Origin of the sequence: Streptomyces sp. NPDC021020, assembly GCF_044333285.1 — a bacterium.
In the GTDB taxonomy this organism is placed as follows: Bacteria; Actinomycetota; Actinomycetes; order Streptomycetales; family Streptomycetaceae; genus Actinacidiphila.
The window spans coordinates 630,321-643,288 of the sequence record NZ_JBIRQQ010000001.1 but is presented as its reverse complement, the minus strand read 5'-3'; the positions used below and the strand labels follow the sequence as shown (position 1 = coordinate 643,288).

Here is a 12,968-nt window from a genome sequence, read left to right as displayed (position 1 = left end):
GGGCGGTCCCCGGCGGGGGCTACGCCTGGGAGGCGCGCAGGCCCGTCATGTCCAGCTGCTCGGTGTCGTCGTGCGCGGTGAGGTCGATGACCTCGGGCTCCTCCGCGGCCTGCACATGCTCGGCGGCGAGCGGCTCCGCGGCGGGCGGGAGCGCGGGGCCCACCGGCGCGGCCGGCAGCTCCTTCTGGGTGCCGAAGAAGTCGAAGCCCCCGACGGCCCGCCCGGCGGGGTGCGTGCCGGACTGCGCGTAGGGGAGCACCGCGGCCGCCGCGGGAACGAGGCGGGTCTCGCGGGGGGCGAGGCCCGCGCGGGCGTGGGCCTCGGCGGTGTGGCGGCCCTCGGGCTCCTCGGGGGCGGCGGCCTCGCGGCGGCGGGCCGCGACGACGGTGGCCTGCGCCTGCTGGCGGGCGGCGTTGCGGGACAGCTCCCGCAGGGCCTGCTCGGCCTTGAGGAAGGCCGCGGGACCGACCGGCGAGCCGCCCGGCAGGGCGAGCTGCTGCTGCGGAACGTCGCCGACCCGCAGCTCGCGGATCTTCTCCAGCGCCCGCGCCCGCTCGGCCTCGGCGGTGGCGTACCGCCGCAGCAGGTCGGCGTGCTCGGTGCGGAGCCTGGCCAGTTCGGTGCGCTTGCCGCGGAGCTTCTTCTCCAGGCGGGCGCGGATCTCCCGCGACTCCTCCAGGTCCGACTCCAGCTCGGCGACCCGCTCCTCGGTGCGCCACTCCTCGCGGACCCGGTTCGCCTCAAGGTCGGCGACCTTGCGCCCCGCGGCGCGGTCCCAGGTGCGGGCGAGCGCGGCCCCCGCCATGGCGGTGAGCGCGGTCGCGGCGGTGATGACCCGTACCACGCCGGTGTCCGCGAGGACGAACGACGCGGCGGTGAGGACGGCCGCCGTACCACCGACGGTGAGCGGCGGCAGCATACGGTGCAGGGGCTGGGAATGGCGGTGACGTCCACGGGGCATGGCCAGAAATTTAGCGTGCGCGGGCGCTCCGTGGGGCAGCGGGTCACACTTTTTCTGCGCGATTGCGGGATGGAATTGCCGTGCGAATACGACAGGCATTCACCGTGGTCCGTTTCATCCCTTTTGCGGCATGACCGGTGTCATGGCGAATGCCTGTTCGCACGGCACAACGGCTCACAACCCCTTGGCCTTGAGGTACTGATCGGCCACTTCCCCGGGCTTGTGCCGCTGCGCGTCCACCTTCTTGTTCAGGTCCGTCAGGTCGGCGGTGGTGAGCACCGCGGTGAGCCTGCCGAGCGCGGCGGCGATCCGCGGATCCCCGGCCTTCTTGGCATTGACCACGGGCAGCACGTTGTCCGCGTTCTGCAGGTGCTTGTCGTCGGCGAGCAGGACGAGGTCGAACTGTTCGAGTGTGGCGTCCGTGGTCGTGGTGAGGACCAGCTGGTCGGAGCCGTCCTTGACCGCCTGTTTCGACTGGGTGGTGCCCACACCCTTGGGATCCACGCCGGTGACGTTGATGCCGTAGACCTTCTTCAGCCCGGGTTCGCAGTAGGGGCGGTCGGCGCATTCGTCGCCCGCCGCCAATCTGATCTTGAGCTTGGCCGCACCAAGATCGGAAAGGGTCTTGAGGTGGTGCTGCCCGGCGAAGTCCCGGCTGACGGCAAAGGCATTCTGGTCGACCGCCTTCCCGGCCGGCAGCACCTTCAGGCCGCGCGGTCCGGCGAGCTTGCCGAGAGCGGCCACGGTGGCGGTGACGTCACCGGAGGCGACCGGCGCGGCCTTCTGCCCATTGGCCTTGGTGTTGAGGAACTCCGCGAGTGTCGCGGCATATTCCGGGACGACGTCGATCTGGCCCTTCTCCAGGGCCGGTTCGTACAGCTCGCGGTTGGCCAGCGTCTTCACGGAGGTGTGGAATCCGGCATTGGACAGCACCTTGGCGTACATCTCGGCGAGGATCGCGCTCTCGGTGAAGCCGGCCGAGCCGATCACCAGGTCGGTGCCGGACGCGTCGGCGGCGGCCGGGGTCGCGGCGGCGGTGCCGGGCGCCGGGGCGGCGTCCTTCCCGGCCGAGCAGCCGGCCAGCAGCAGGGCGGCGGCCGCGGCCGTACCGGCGGCGCGCAGGGGGGCGGCTTTCATGGGCGGACGGCTCCAGTGGGTGCGGGGGCGGGGGTCGTACGGGCGGGGGCGGCGGACACGGACCGGCGGCGTACGGGATCGAGGGCGTGCTGCGCCGCCAGGAAGAGCCCCTCGACCAGCAGCGCGAGCAGGGCCACGAGCACCGCGCCGGCGACCACCTGGGCGTTGATCTGCCGGTTGAAGCCCGCGGTGATGATCCGCCCCAGGCCGCCGAATCCGGCCATCGCGGCCAGCGTGGCGGTGGCGATCACCTGGACGGCGGCGCTTCTGACACCGGTCCAGATCAGCGGGAAGGCGAGCGGCAGCTCGACGCCGAGGAGCAGCTGCCGCCCGGTCATCCCCATGCCGCGGGCGGCCTCGACCACATCGCGGTCGGCCTCGCGCACCCCGACATACGCGTTGGTGACCAGCGGCGGCACCGCGAAGAGCACCAGGGCGACGATCACCGGCCAGTCGCTGCCGGAGCCGATGAGCAGCAGGAGCAGCGTCAGGACGGCGAAGGTCGGCACCGCCCGCCCCACGTTGGAGATGTTGACCGCGAGCGCGCCGCCGCGCCCGTGGTGGCCCAGCAGCACCGCGGGCGGCAGCGCGACGGCCAGGGCGATGGCCAGCGAGACCCCGCTGAAGTAGAGGTGCTCGGCGAGGCGGTGGACCACGCCGTCACCGCCCGTCCAGTGCGACCCGGTGGTCAGCCACTGCCACGCGCCGCCGACCGCGCTCATGACGCCGCCGCCGTCCGCACGCCCGCGGCTCTCCCGCGCCCGCGCCGCAGCCGCCCGCCGGGACCGCGGCCGCCGCGCCCGTGCCGCCAGGGCGTCAGCAGCCACTGGACGCCCAGCAGCGCCACGTCGGCCAGGACCGCGAGGACGACGCACAGCACCGACGCGGCGAGCACCTGGGCCCGGAAGTTGCTGCCGATGCCGGACATCAGCAGATTGCCGAGCCCGCCGTAGTCGACGATCGCGCCCACCGTCGTCAGCGCGACCGTGGAGACGGTCGCGATCCGCAGGCCCGCCATCAGCGCGGGCAGCGCGAGCGGCAGCTCGACCGCGGCCAGTATCCGCAGCCGCCCGTACCCCATCGCCCGCGCGGCCTCCGTGACCTCGGCGGGCACCGCGTCCAGACCCGCCAGGAGGTTGCGCACCAGGATCGTCAGCGAGTAGAGCACCAGGCCCGTGACGACCAGCCAGGAGGAGATGCCGAAGACGGGCAGCAGCAGCGAGAACATCGCCAGCGACGGCACGGTGTAGAGCACCGTCGTCACCACCAGCACCGGCGCCGCCGCCACGCGCCGCCAGCGGTGCGCGGCGAGCGCGAGCGGGAAGGCGACGGCGAGGCCGAGCGCCACCGACACGGCGGTGATCCAGAGGTGCTGGAACGTCGCGTCGGTCAGGTCGGAGCGGTATTCGCGCAGGTATTCCCCGCACACCCAGTCGTTGGCGACCAGGCAGTCATCCGTGGTCATCATGGCTGCGAGCCTAGCCGCAAGCCATGACAATCCCTGATATTCCCTCAGGAAGCTGTGGATAACGTGTAAACAGCCGAAACCGGGACGGACGGGAGCGGGCGCGGTGATCAGGTTCGAGAACGTCAGCAAGCGCTACCCCGACGGCACGCTCGCCGTCGACGGGCTGGACTTCGAGGTCGGCGACGGCGAGCTGGTCACGCTCGTCGGGCCGTCCGGCTGCGGCAAGACCACGACCATGAAGATGGTCAACCGGCTCGTCGAACCCACCGGCGGGCGCATCCTGCTCGACGGCCGCGACATCACCACCGTCGCGGCGGTCGCGCTGCGCCGCGGCATCGGCTACGTCATCCAGCACGGCGGCCTCTTCCCGCACCGCACGGTGCTCGACAACACCGCGACCGTGCCCGCGCTGCTCGGCTGGAAGCGGGCGGCGGCCCGCGCGCGGGCCGCCGAGCTGCTGGAGCTGGTCGGTCTCGACCCGGCCGTCTTCGGCTCCCGCTACCCCGACCAGCTCTCCGGCGGCCAGCGCCAGCGCGTCGGCGTGGCCCGCGCCCTCGCCGCGGATCCGCCGGTGCTGCTCATGGACGAGCCCTTCGCGGCGGTCGACCCCGTCGTGCGCGAACGGCTCCAGAGCGAATTCCTCGCCCTCCAGGCTCAGGTGCGCAAGACGGTGCTCTTCGTCACGCACGACATCGAGGAGGCCGTGCGCCTCGGCGACCGCATGGCCGTCTACGGGGCCGGCCGCATCGAGCAGTACGACTCCCCCGCGGCCGTGCTGGGCGACCCGGCGAGCCCCTACGTGGCCGAGTTCGTCGGCGCCGACCGGGGCCTCAAGCGGCTCTCGGTCACCGCGATCACCCCCGCCGACCTCGACCGGGCCCCGCTGCTCCGCCTCGGCGAGCCCGCCGCCCCCGCGGCCGCCGCCCTGGGCGCCCAGGGCGCCCGGTGGGCGGTCGTGCTCGACGCGGACGGCGCCCCGCACGGCTGGGTCCCCGCCGCCGACCTCGCGCGCGGCGGCACGGTCGCCGACCACACCCGCCGCATGCCCGCCCGCGTCCCGCTCGGCGCACCCCTCAAACAGGCGCTGAGCACGATGCTCCAGCACGACGCCGGCTGGGTCGCCGTCGTGGACGGCGACCGCTTCGCGGGCGTCCTCACCCCCGCCGCCCTCCACGAGGCCCTGCGCCGCTCCGTCCGCGCGGGTGTGCCGGTGGAGTCGGTGAGCTGACCGTCAGCGGCGCTGACGATCAGCCCCGGACACGCACCTCCACTGACGGTCCGCCCGCCCCGACGTACGCGGCCCCGGGCCGCTCAGCCGGCCTGACCGTCAGCCGCGCTGACGGTCAGTGCCCCGCACCCGCGATCGACGGCGACGGCCGCGTCGGCGTGCCGTCCGGGGGCGTCACCGGCAGGGCCGCCGCGCGCCAGGCCTGGAAGCCGCCGGCCAGGTCCGTCACCGCCGTCAGGCCCAGGGCCCGCAGCGACGCCACCGCGAGCGTCGAGGCGTAGCCCTCGTTGCAGATCACCACCACCGGCAGCTCGTACGACACGGCCTCCGGCAGCCGGTGCGAACCCTGCGGGTCCAGGCGCCACTCCAGCTCGTTGCGCTCCACGACCGCCGCGCCCGGGATCGTGCCGTCCCGGTCGCGCAGGGCCCCGTAGCGGATGTCGACGAGCAGCGCGCCGCCCTCCGCCGCGGCCGCCGCCTCCGCCGGGCCGAGCCTGCGGTACGTCGACCGCAGCGCGGCCAGGTGCGCGTCCAGCGAGGGCGCCATCACCACTCCTCGGGGCGCTCGACCAGCTCCAGCCGCAGGGTGCCGCCCTTGCGGCTGAAGCGGCGCATGAGCGGCAGCGGCGGGTAGTAGGCGTGCACGGACACCGCGTGGGTGCGCGGGGAGCGGTTCTCGACCTGGTGCACATGGTGCCGCCCGAACGCCCGCCCCTTGCCCTCCGGCAGGACGCGGCTGCGGTCGACCCCGTCGGCCAGCTCCAGCGCCCGCCAGCCCTGCGTGGGCAGCGGCACCGCGAGCGACAGCTCCGTCAGCTCGCCCGCCGCCGTGACGAAGGCGCCGTAGGAGCCGCCGTGGTCGTGCCAGCCGGTCTCGGCGCCCGGGGGCCAGCCGATGAGCCAGGCCTCGGAGCCGGCCGGGCCTTCCAGCCGCACCCAGGTGCGGCCGTCCGGGTCGAGGGGTAGATCGCGTACGAGCGCGGTGTCGGCGGCGGTGCGCCGCGCGAAGTCCAGCAGTTCCGCGGCAGTGGGCGCGGTTGCCTTACGGCGTGAGGTGAGCATGGGTATCCACCCGGGGGTGCGAAGGTCGACGGCGGGCCCTGAGGCGCGCTGAGACTCGGCGAACGCGAAGCTCAGCGCGCGGCCGTACACACGCAGCCCGCGTACCGGAGCAGGTCCAGATGGACCCTCCGGGTCAGCTTGGGCGTACGTACCTTCACGCTCCCGAACTTCCCACGCCGATCCCCCCGGGGTCAACCCGGCCCCGCCGGGGCACCCCGGAACGCGGAGGCCCGGGCCCCGCCGGGCTCAGCGGCGGGTGGGGTGGGCTCCCGGGGGGCCGTCCTGGTCCTCGGGGAGCTTGCAGACGCGCTCCAGGAAGATCGCCGCCGCCACCACCGCGATCCCGGCGAGGAAGGCCAGGCCCGCGTAGACGGCCTGCTGGCGGCGCGGGTCCATGTCGAGCTTGTACATGATGAGGTAGAGGCACGTGCCTCCGTACATTCCCCCCACCAGCGCGGCCACCAGCGCGCTGGCCTGCGCGAAGACGAGCGCGCGGGCCGCCGCGAGCGGATCGACGCCCTTCGCGCCGGGACGCCGCTCGCGCTGCGCCCGCAGCCGCGACCGCAGCGAGAGGCCGGTGGCGAGCAGCGCCGCCGCTATCACCGCCAGGACGATGGGCGCGGCCACGGGCACGCCGGGCAGCGTGCCCAGCGTGTCCCACAGCCGCGCCGCGGACCACGCCACGACCAGGGCGGCCGCGAAGAGCCCTGCCAGCGTCCTGATTCGCAGTGTGCTCACCGAGCGCCCGCCTCCATGTCGACCATCCCCCACAGCTTCCGGCCGATCACGGCCATTCACGCAACGTCTACTCGGGCAGCCGGAGTTCCAGGTCGTCGCGGCGCTGCACGCCCTGCCGGTCCACCGCGGCGACCAGGTCGGCGACGGAGCCGCGGCCGGGCACCTCGGCGGCCGGGTCGACGTCGTACCACGGTACGAGGACGAAGGCGCGCTCGTGGGCGCGGGGGTGGGGCAGTGTGAGGACGGGGTCGTCGGAGCGGACGCCCTGGTAGGCGACGATGTCGACGTCGAGGGTGCGCGGGCCCCAGTGCGCGGCGCGGACCCGGGAGTGGGCCTCCTCGATCGCGTGCGCGCGCTCCAGCAGGGAGCCGGGCGGCAGGGTGGTGCGGATGAGGACGACGGCGTTGAAGTAGCCGGGCTGGCTGCCCGCGGGCACCCCCCACGGCTCGGTCTCGTAGACCGGGGAGACGGCCTTGACGCGTACCCCGGGGGTGTCCTCCAGCGCGTCGACGGCCCCCTGGAGGTTCTCCAGCCGGTTGCCGAGGTTGCCGCCCAGGGCGATGACGGCGGTCTGCGGGTTCTGCAAGGTGCTGTCGGCCGCGTCGACGGCGGCGACGACCGCCGCGGGGACGGGCTGGACGGTGGGATCAGCGGACTGCTGCGGCCATTCGGCGGTCACGGGCGCCTCCGGGTGATGGTCACGGTCACGTCGTCGAAGGGCACGGCGATGGGGGCGTCGGGCTTGTGCACGGTCACCTCGACCTCCTGAACGGCCTCGTGCCCCAGGCAGGTGTCGGCGATGCGCTGGGCAAGAGTCTCGATGAGGTCGACGGGCTCGCCGGAGACGACGGCCGCGACCTCCTCGGCGACCACACCGTAGTGCACGGTCCTGGCGAGGTCGTCACCGGCCGCCGCGGGGGCGGTGTCCAGCCGCATGACCAGGTCGATCACGAAGATCTGGCCCTCTTCCCGCTCGTGCGCGAAGACCCCGTGGTGTCCGAGCACCTTCAGGCCGTGCAGTGCGACCGTGTCCATGGCAGTCACCGGTACCTCACTCCTCGTTCTCCGCCGCTGCGGTCTCGTCGTCCTGCTCGGCGAGCACCGGGGAGCCGTGGTGGACCCACAGCTGCCAGCCGTCGGCGGTGCGCCGGAAGACGTTGGTGGCCACGACGAGCCCGCCGACGAGCGACGAGCCGGCCGGGTCGTCCTCCTCCTCGGGACCGCCGGTGAGGATGTTCTCGGTGCAGGTGACGACGGCGGCGTCGCCGTCCACGCCGATCTCGACGTCGGTGAGGAAGAACTGGATGTAGTCGGTGTTGGCCATGATGAGCGCGAAGGACCGCATGACCTCGCGGCGCCCGCGCAATACCGGCCAGCCGGGGTGGACGACGGCGACGGTCTCGGCGAGCGGGCCGTCGAGGACGACCTGCTCCAGGGCGTCGAGGTCGGAGTTCTCCACCGCGTCGTAGAAGGCCTGGTTGGCCCGCTCGACCGCGCGCGCCTCCGCCGTCTTCGCCGTCATGCGCCCGTCCCTTCGCCGCCGGTTCCGGTATCCCCCGCCGCCGCGGAGATGGCCCGCGCGACGCGCACGGCGTCGGCGCTCGCGTGCACCTCGTGCACCCGCACCGCCCAGGCGCCCTCGCGGGCGGCGATCGCGGTGACGGCGGCGGTCGCGGCGTCCCGCTCGCGGGCGGGCGGCGGCGCCGCGGCCGTGTCGCCGGCCAGGACGCGGCCGAGGAAGCGCTTGCGGGAGGCGGCCACCAGCAGCGGGCGGCCGAGCCGGCGCAGCTCGCCGAGGTGGGCGAGCAGCGCCAGGTCGTGCGGGGTCTCCTTGGCGAAGCCGAGGCCCGGGTCGAGGACGACGCGCTCGGGGTCGATGCCGCCGGCGACCGCGCGGTCCAGGGCGGCGCGCAGCTCGTCGAGGACCTCGCGGAGCACGTCGGCGTAGACGGCCCGGTTGTTCATGTCGATGCTCTGGCCGCGCCAGTGCATGACGACGAAGGGTGCGCCGGAGGCCGCGACGACCGGGATCATCGCGGGGTCGGCCTGGCCGCCGCTCACGTCGTTGACCAGGCACGCGCCCGCAGCGAGCGCCTGCTCGGCGACGGTCGCGCGCATCGTGTCGACGCTCACGAGCACCCCCGCCGCGGCCAGCTCGCGCACCACCGGGAGCACCCGGCGCAGCTCCTCGGCCTCGTCGACCCGCGCGGCGCCCGGCCGGGTGGACTCGCCGCCCACGTCGACCAGGTCGGCGCCCTGCGCGACGAGGTCCAGGCCGTGCTTGACGGCCAGCTCGGCGTCGAACCACCGCCCGCCGTCGGAGAACGAGTCCGGCGTGACGTTGACCACGCCCATGACCGCGCAGCGGTCCCACTGCGGCAGTCCTACGGGTCCGGCGGGACCCTGCTGGGTACTCATGCGACCAGCGTAGGCGGTACGGGTCAGGCGACCGCACTCCGCTTGTCCGCGCCCTCCCCGGCCTCGCCGTCCGCACCGGCCCCGGAGCCCGCGCACGCCTCCCGCGCCCCGGCGTGGTCCGGCGGCACGGCGTAACCGGAACGCTGACGGTGCGGGCGGCGGGCCCGGCCGGGCAGGAAGCGCTGGACGGCGTCGGGCAGCGGCAGCGACAGCGTCACGAAGCCTTCGGCCTGCATGGTCGCGAAGCCGATACGGGGCAGGTCGCGGGAGTTGGGGAAGACCAGGAAGCGGGGCACCCACTCGGGCTGGAATTTCGCGTTGAACTTGTACAGCGACTCGATCTGGAACCAGCGCGACAGGAAGACCAGCAGCCCGCGCCAGCCGCGCAGCACCGGCCCCGCGCCGATCCGCTCACCGCGGGCGAGCGCCGAGCGGAACATCGCGAAGTTCAGCGACACGTGCGCCACGCCGAGGCCCGGGGCCTGCTGGAGGGCGGCGACGATCAGCAGCTCGTTCAGGCCCGGGTCGGCGGTGCGGTCGCGGCGCATCATCTCCAGCGACATCCCGTCCCGGCCCCACGGCACGAAGTGCAGCACGGCCCGCAGGTCGCCCAGCTCAGGGTGGGCGGCGCCCGCCTCGGGCTCCTTGTGGGCGGTGACCACGACGCAGTCGCCGTCCACGTCCTCCCCGAAGCGGCCCAGCGCCATGGAGAAGCCGCGCTCGGTGTCCGTACCGCGCCAGGCGTCGGCGGCCAGCCTGACCTGCTGCTTCTCGTCCTCGCCGAGGTCGCGCACCCGGCGTACCCGGGTGACGTACCCGGCGCGCTCGATGCGCTTGACCATCTGCCGCACATTGCGCATGGCGCGGCCTTCGAGGGTGAAGCGGTCGGTGTCGACGATGGCCTCGTCACCCAGCTCCAGGGCGTCCAGGCCGGTCTCGCGGGTCCACACCTCGGCGCCGGTCTCGCTGCACCCGACGATCGCGGGCAGCCACGCGTGGGCGCGGGCCAGCTCCATGAAGCACTCGATCGCGCCGGGCCACGCCTCGACGTCGCCGATCGGGTCGCCGCCAGCCAGGGCCACGCCGGACACCACCCGGTAGCAGACGGCGGCCTTGCCGCTGGGCGAGAAGACCACGGACTTGTCGCGGCGCAGCGCGAAGTGCCCGAGCGAGTCGCGGCCGCCGTGCCGGGCCAGCAGCGCGCGCAGCCGGGCCTCGTCGGCCTCGCTCAGCTCGGCGACCGGGCGGGCCGGGCGCAGCGCGAGGTAGGCGGTGGAGGCGGCGATCAGCAGGCCGAGGCCGCCGAGGGAGTAGCCGACGAGGTCGCCGACCCGGTCGCTGGTGTAGTCGACGGGCCCCTCGACGCCGAAGAGGCCGAGCAGCACGTGCTGGCAGCGGTCGAGCAGCCCGGGGTTGCCGCGCTCGGAGGCGGGGTGCGCGCTGGTGATGACCAGGCCGAGGGCGAAGGCGGCGGCGCCGAGCACCACGAAGTTCACCAGCGCCCGCCAGCGGGTGCGCGGGTCGGACAGCGCGGTGAACTCGCGCCGGTTGCGTACCAGCACCGCGAGCAGCACGAGCGACACGCACGCGCCGAAGGAGGAGTGCCGGTAGATCAGCTGGGTGGCGGCGCCGACCGGCAGCAGGGCGACGGTCGCCCACCACGCGCGGACCTTTCCGCGTTTCAGGGCGTGCGCGAGCATCAGCAGCAGGATGCCGGTGACGATCGCGGTCGCCCCGGCCAGGGTGCTGACGGTGCCGGGGAAGACCGCGGCCAGGTGGTGCATCCGGCCGTTGCGGAAGGCCGGGAAGACCGCGGAGACCACGTCCAGCAGGCCGATCACGGCCGTGGCGCTGCCGATGATCCTGGGTACGGCTCGCGACGGCACCGGCCAGCGGTGCCTGCGCTCCGAGGACTGCCGGTCAGCCGACATCACACACCGCCCGCGGAACCCGTACCGGGCTTTCTCCCTCTAGCACTACAGACATGAGTCACCAAACCACAGCATCACCGGGAAATCACGGGCACATCCCGCAATCTGCTCCAGTACGAATTTTTGCGCCCTCTAGGACGGAAACCTGGCTGCTCGGGTTGCGTCCCGGAACGTACCACTGGACGACGACGCAGAAAGCACACCAGCCGACATGGGTCTCACGAGCAAGAAGGTGCTGCTGGCAGCCGTGCTGCTGGCGCTCGCCCTGTTCATTCTCACGGTGTGGCTCTGGCCCCGGCTCTCCCGCCGCGGCCTGCTGCCGATACTGGGCCGGGTGGGGATCCTGCTGGGCACCCAGCTGTCCCTGATGGCCGCCATCGGCCTGGCGCTGAACACCTCCTTCGGTTTCTACGCCTCCTGGGCCGACCTCTTCGGCCGCGAGACCACGCCGGGGGTCGTCGTCGACCACGGGCTCGGCTCACCGCAGGGGGGCGGGATGCGGGTGCTCGGCACGGTACGCAAGGGCGCGCCCGCCGGCTCGGAGCGGCGCGGCGGGCTGATCCAGCAGGTGGCGATCGCCGGCGGGGTGTCCGGCATCACCAGCAAGGCGTACGTCTACCTGCCGCCCGAGTACTTCCGCGAGCCCACCGCCCGCTTCCCGGCGCTGCTGGTCCTCACCGGCTACCCGGGCACGGCCGAGGCCCTCTACAAGAAGCTGCGGTATCCGGCGGTCAACGCCGGGCAGGTGCGGGCGGGCCGCGCCCGGCCGATGGTGATGGTCATGATGCGGCCGACCGTCGCCCCGCCGCGCGACACCGAGTGCACGGACGTGCCGGGCGGGCCGCAGACGGAGGAGTATTTCGCGAAGGACGTGCCGGCCCAGATCACCTCCCGCTACCGGGTGGCGGCGGGCCCGCGGAACTGGGCGGTGATCGGCGACTCCACCGGCGGCTACTGCGCCCTCAAACTGGCCCTGCGCGACCCGGGCAGCTTCTCGGTGGCCGTCGGCCTGTCCGCGGACTACGGCGCCCCGCAGGACGCGACGACCGGCGACCTCTACGGCGGCAGCACCCGGCGCCGCGACGAGAACGACCTGATGTGGCGGCTGCGCCATCTGCCGCACCCCCCGGTGAGCCTGCTGGTGACCAGCAGCCGCAAGGGCGAGCACAACTACCCGGCCACCCAGCGCTTCATCGCCGCGGCCGGCGCCCCGACCCACATCTCGTCGATCATCCTGCCCAGCGGCGGCCACAACTTCAACACCTGGAACCGCGAGATCCCGGCGGCGCTGGAGTGGGTCAGCTCCCGGCTGGAAGGGGTCTAGCCGCGCCCGATGATCAGGCTCATGGCCTCCGACCGCGTGGCCGGGTCGCGCAGCTGGCCCCGTACCGCGGAGGTGATCGTCTTCGCGCCGGGCTTGCGCACCCCGCGCATCGTCATGCACATGTGCTCGCACTCGACGACGACGATCACCCCGCGCGGCTCCAGGATGCGCATGAGCGCGTCGGCGACCTGGGTGGTGAGCCGCTCCTGCACCTGGGGGCGGCGGGCGTAGACGTCGACGAGGCGGGCCAGCTTGGACAGGCCGGTGATCTTGCCGGACGACGAGGGGATGTAGCCGACGTGGGCGACGCCGACGAAGGGCACCAGGTGGTGCTCGCACGAGGACATCACCTCGATGTCCTTGACCAGCACCATCTCGTCGTGCCCGAGGTCGAAGGTCGTCGTCAGGACGTCCTCCGGCTCCTGCCACAGGCCGGCGAATATCTCGCGGTAGGCCCGCGCGACACGCCCCGGCGTCTCCCGCAGGCCCTCGCGGTCCGGGTCCTCGCCGACGGCGATGAGCAGCTCGCGCACGGCGGCCGCGGCGCGCTTCTCGTCGAACTCGCCGATGGTCCCCTCGCCGTCGAGCGTCACGGGGTCCGTCATGGGTGCCTCGTTCCTGCGGTGCTGACAATAAAAGGCCGCGGTCCCAGGGTAGAACCCTGGGACCGCGGCCTTCATTCCGGGCTGCCTCCGGACCTG

At 73.7% G+C, this 12,968-nt stretch carries 16 protein-coding genes; 2 read left to right on the top strand and 14 right to left on the bottom strand.

Going from position 1 to position 12,968, the window contains the following annotated elements; all coding sequences use genetic code 11:
* Nucleotides 1-19: 19 nt before the first annotated feature.
* From ACH4SL_RS02855 to ACH4SL_RS02840, 4 genes are all read right to left on the bottom strand, one after another.
* On the bottom strand, nt 20-961 hold the full coding sequence (locus ACH4SL_RS02855) for a hypothetical protein (RefSeq protein ID WP_398441548.1): 942 nt from the start codon (nt 959-961) through the stop codon (nt 20-22).
* Between the two features lie 174 nt (nt 962-1,135).
* Nucleotides 1,136-2,098: an ABC transporter substrate-binding protein gene (locus ACH4SL_RS02850; RefSeq protein WP_398441547.1), complete on the bottom strand. Its 963-nt coding sequence runs from the start codon at nt 2,096-2,098 to the stop codon at nt 1,136-1,138.
* Nucleotides 2,095-2,820: an ABC transporter permease gene (locus ACH4SL_RS02845; RefSeq protein WP_398441546.1), complete on the bottom strand. Its 726-nt coding sequence runs from the start codon at nt 2,818-2,820 to the stop codon at nt 2,095-2,097. The genes ACH4SL_RS02850 and ACH4SL_RS02845 overlap by 4 nt, the downstream gene beginning before the upstream one ends.
* Nucleotides 2,817-3,563: an ABC transporter permease gene (locus ACH4SL_RS02840; protein WP_398441885.1), complete on the bottom strand. Its 747-nt coding sequence runs from the start codon at nt 3,561-3,563 to the stop codon at nt 2,817-2,819. Before ACH4SL_RS02840 ends, ACH4SL_RS02845 begins: the two co-directional genes overlap by 4 nt.
* Nucleotides 3,564-3,669: 106 nt before the next feature.
* Between ACH4SL_RS02840 and ACH4SL_RS02835 the strand changes: the two genes are divergently transcribed.
* Complete coding sequence (locus ACH4SL_RS02835; protein WP_398441545.1) at nt 3,670-4,794, top strand: ABC transporter ATP-binding protein; 1,125 nt, start codon at nt 3,670-3,672, stop codon at nt 4,792-4,794.
* 115 nt (nt 4,795-4,909) lie between these two features.
* On the opposite strand, the gene ACH4SL_RS02830 is transcribed toward ACH4SL_RS02835, so the two are convergent.
* From ACH4SL_RS02830 to ACH4SL_RS02790, 9 genes are all read right to left on the bottom strand, one after another.
* Nucleotides 4,910-5,341, bottom strand: a complete 432-nt coding sequence (locus ACH4SL_RS02830; RefSeq protein WP_398441544.1) for a rhodanese-like domain-containing protein — start codon at nt 5,339-5,341, stop codon at nt 4,910-4,912.
* Complete coding sequence (locus tag ACH4SL_RS02825) at nt 5,341-5,856, bottom strand: cysteine dioxygenase (RefSeq protein WP_398441543.1); 516 nt, start codon at nt 5,854-5,856, stop codon at nt 5,341-5,343. The genes ACH4SL_RS02830 and ACH4SL_RS02825 overlap by 1 nt, the downstream gene beginning before the upstream one ends.
* 71 nt (nt 5,857-5,927) lie before the next feature.
* On the bottom strand, nt 5,928-6,014 hold the full coding sequence (locus ACH4SL_RS02820; protein WP_398177597.1) for a putative leader peptide: 87 nt from the start codon (nt 6,012-6,014) through the stop codon (nt 5,928-5,930).
* An 88-nt stretch (nt 6,015-6,102) separates the two neighbouring features.
* Nucleotides 6,103-6,594 carry a DUF3180 domain-containing protein gene (locus ACH4SL_RS02815; RefSeq protein WP_398441542.1) on the bottom strand — a complete coding sequence of 164 codons (492 nt, stop codon included), beginning with the start codon at nt 6,592-6,594 and terminating at the stop codon, nt 6,103-6,105.
* Between the two features lie 67 nt (nt 6,595-6,661).
* Nucleotides 6,662-7,273 (bottom strand): 2-amino-4-hydroxy-6-hydroxymethyldihydropteridine diphosphokinase, encoded by a 612-nt coding sequence (folK, locus tag ACH4SL_RS02810; protein WP_398441540.1) that lies wholly within the window; start codon nt 7,271-7,273, stop codon nt 6,662-6,664.
* The gene (gene folB, locus ACH4SL_RS02805; protein WP_398441884.1) at nt 7,270-7,629 is read right to left on the bottom strand and encodes a dihydroneopterin aldolase; all 360 of its coding nucleotides are present in this window, start codon (nt 7,627-7,629) and stop codon (nt 7,270-7,272) included. The genes folK and folB overlap by 4 nt, the downstream gene beginning before the upstream one ends.
* 16 nt (nt 7,630-7,645) lie before the next feature.
* Nucleotides 7,646-8,116 carry a nuclear transport factor 2 family protein gene (locus ACH4SL_RS02800; RefSeq protein ID WP_398441539.1) on the bottom strand — a complete coding sequence of 157 codons (471 nt, stop codon included), beginning with the start codon at nt 8,114-8,116 and terminating at the stop codon, nt 7,646-7,648.
* The gene (gene folP, locus ACH4SL_RS02795) at nt 8,113-9,012 is read right to left on the bottom strand and encodes a dihydropteroate synthase (protein WP_398441538.1); all 900 of its coding nucleotides are present in this window, start codon (nt 9,010-9,012) and stop codon (nt 8,113-8,115) included. Before folP ends, ACH4SL_RS02800 begins: the two co-directional genes overlap by 4 nt.
* Nucleotides 9,013-9,035: 23 nt before the next feature.
* Nucleotides 9,036-10,943, bottom strand: a complete 1,908-nt coding sequence (locus ACH4SL_RS02790; RefSeq protein WP_398441537.1) for a phosphatidylglycerol lysyltransferase domain-containing protein — start codon at nt 10,941-10,943, stop codon at nt 9,036-9,038.
* A 211-nt stretch (nt 10,944-11,154) separates the two neighbouring features.
* On the opposite strand from ACH4SL_RS02790, the gene ACH4SL_RS02785 reads away from it, so the two are divergent.
* On the top strand, nt 11,155-12,267 hold the full coding sequence (locus tag ACH4SL_RS02785) for an alpha/beta hydrolase (RefSeq protein WP_398441536.1): 1,113 nt from the start codon (nt 11,155-11,157) through the stop codon (nt 12,265-12,267).
* Here ACH4SL_RS02785 and folE read toward each other — a convergent pair.
* Nucleotides 12,264-12,872: a GTP cyclohydrolase I FolE gene (folE, locus tag ACH4SL_RS02780; RefSeq protein WP_398441535.1), complete on the bottom strand. Its 609-nt coding sequence runs from the start codon at nt 12,870-12,872 to the stop codon at nt 12,264-12,266. The genes ACH4SL_RS02785 and folE overlap by 4 nt on opposite strands.
* Nucleotides 12,873-12,968 lie beyond the last annotated feature (96 nt).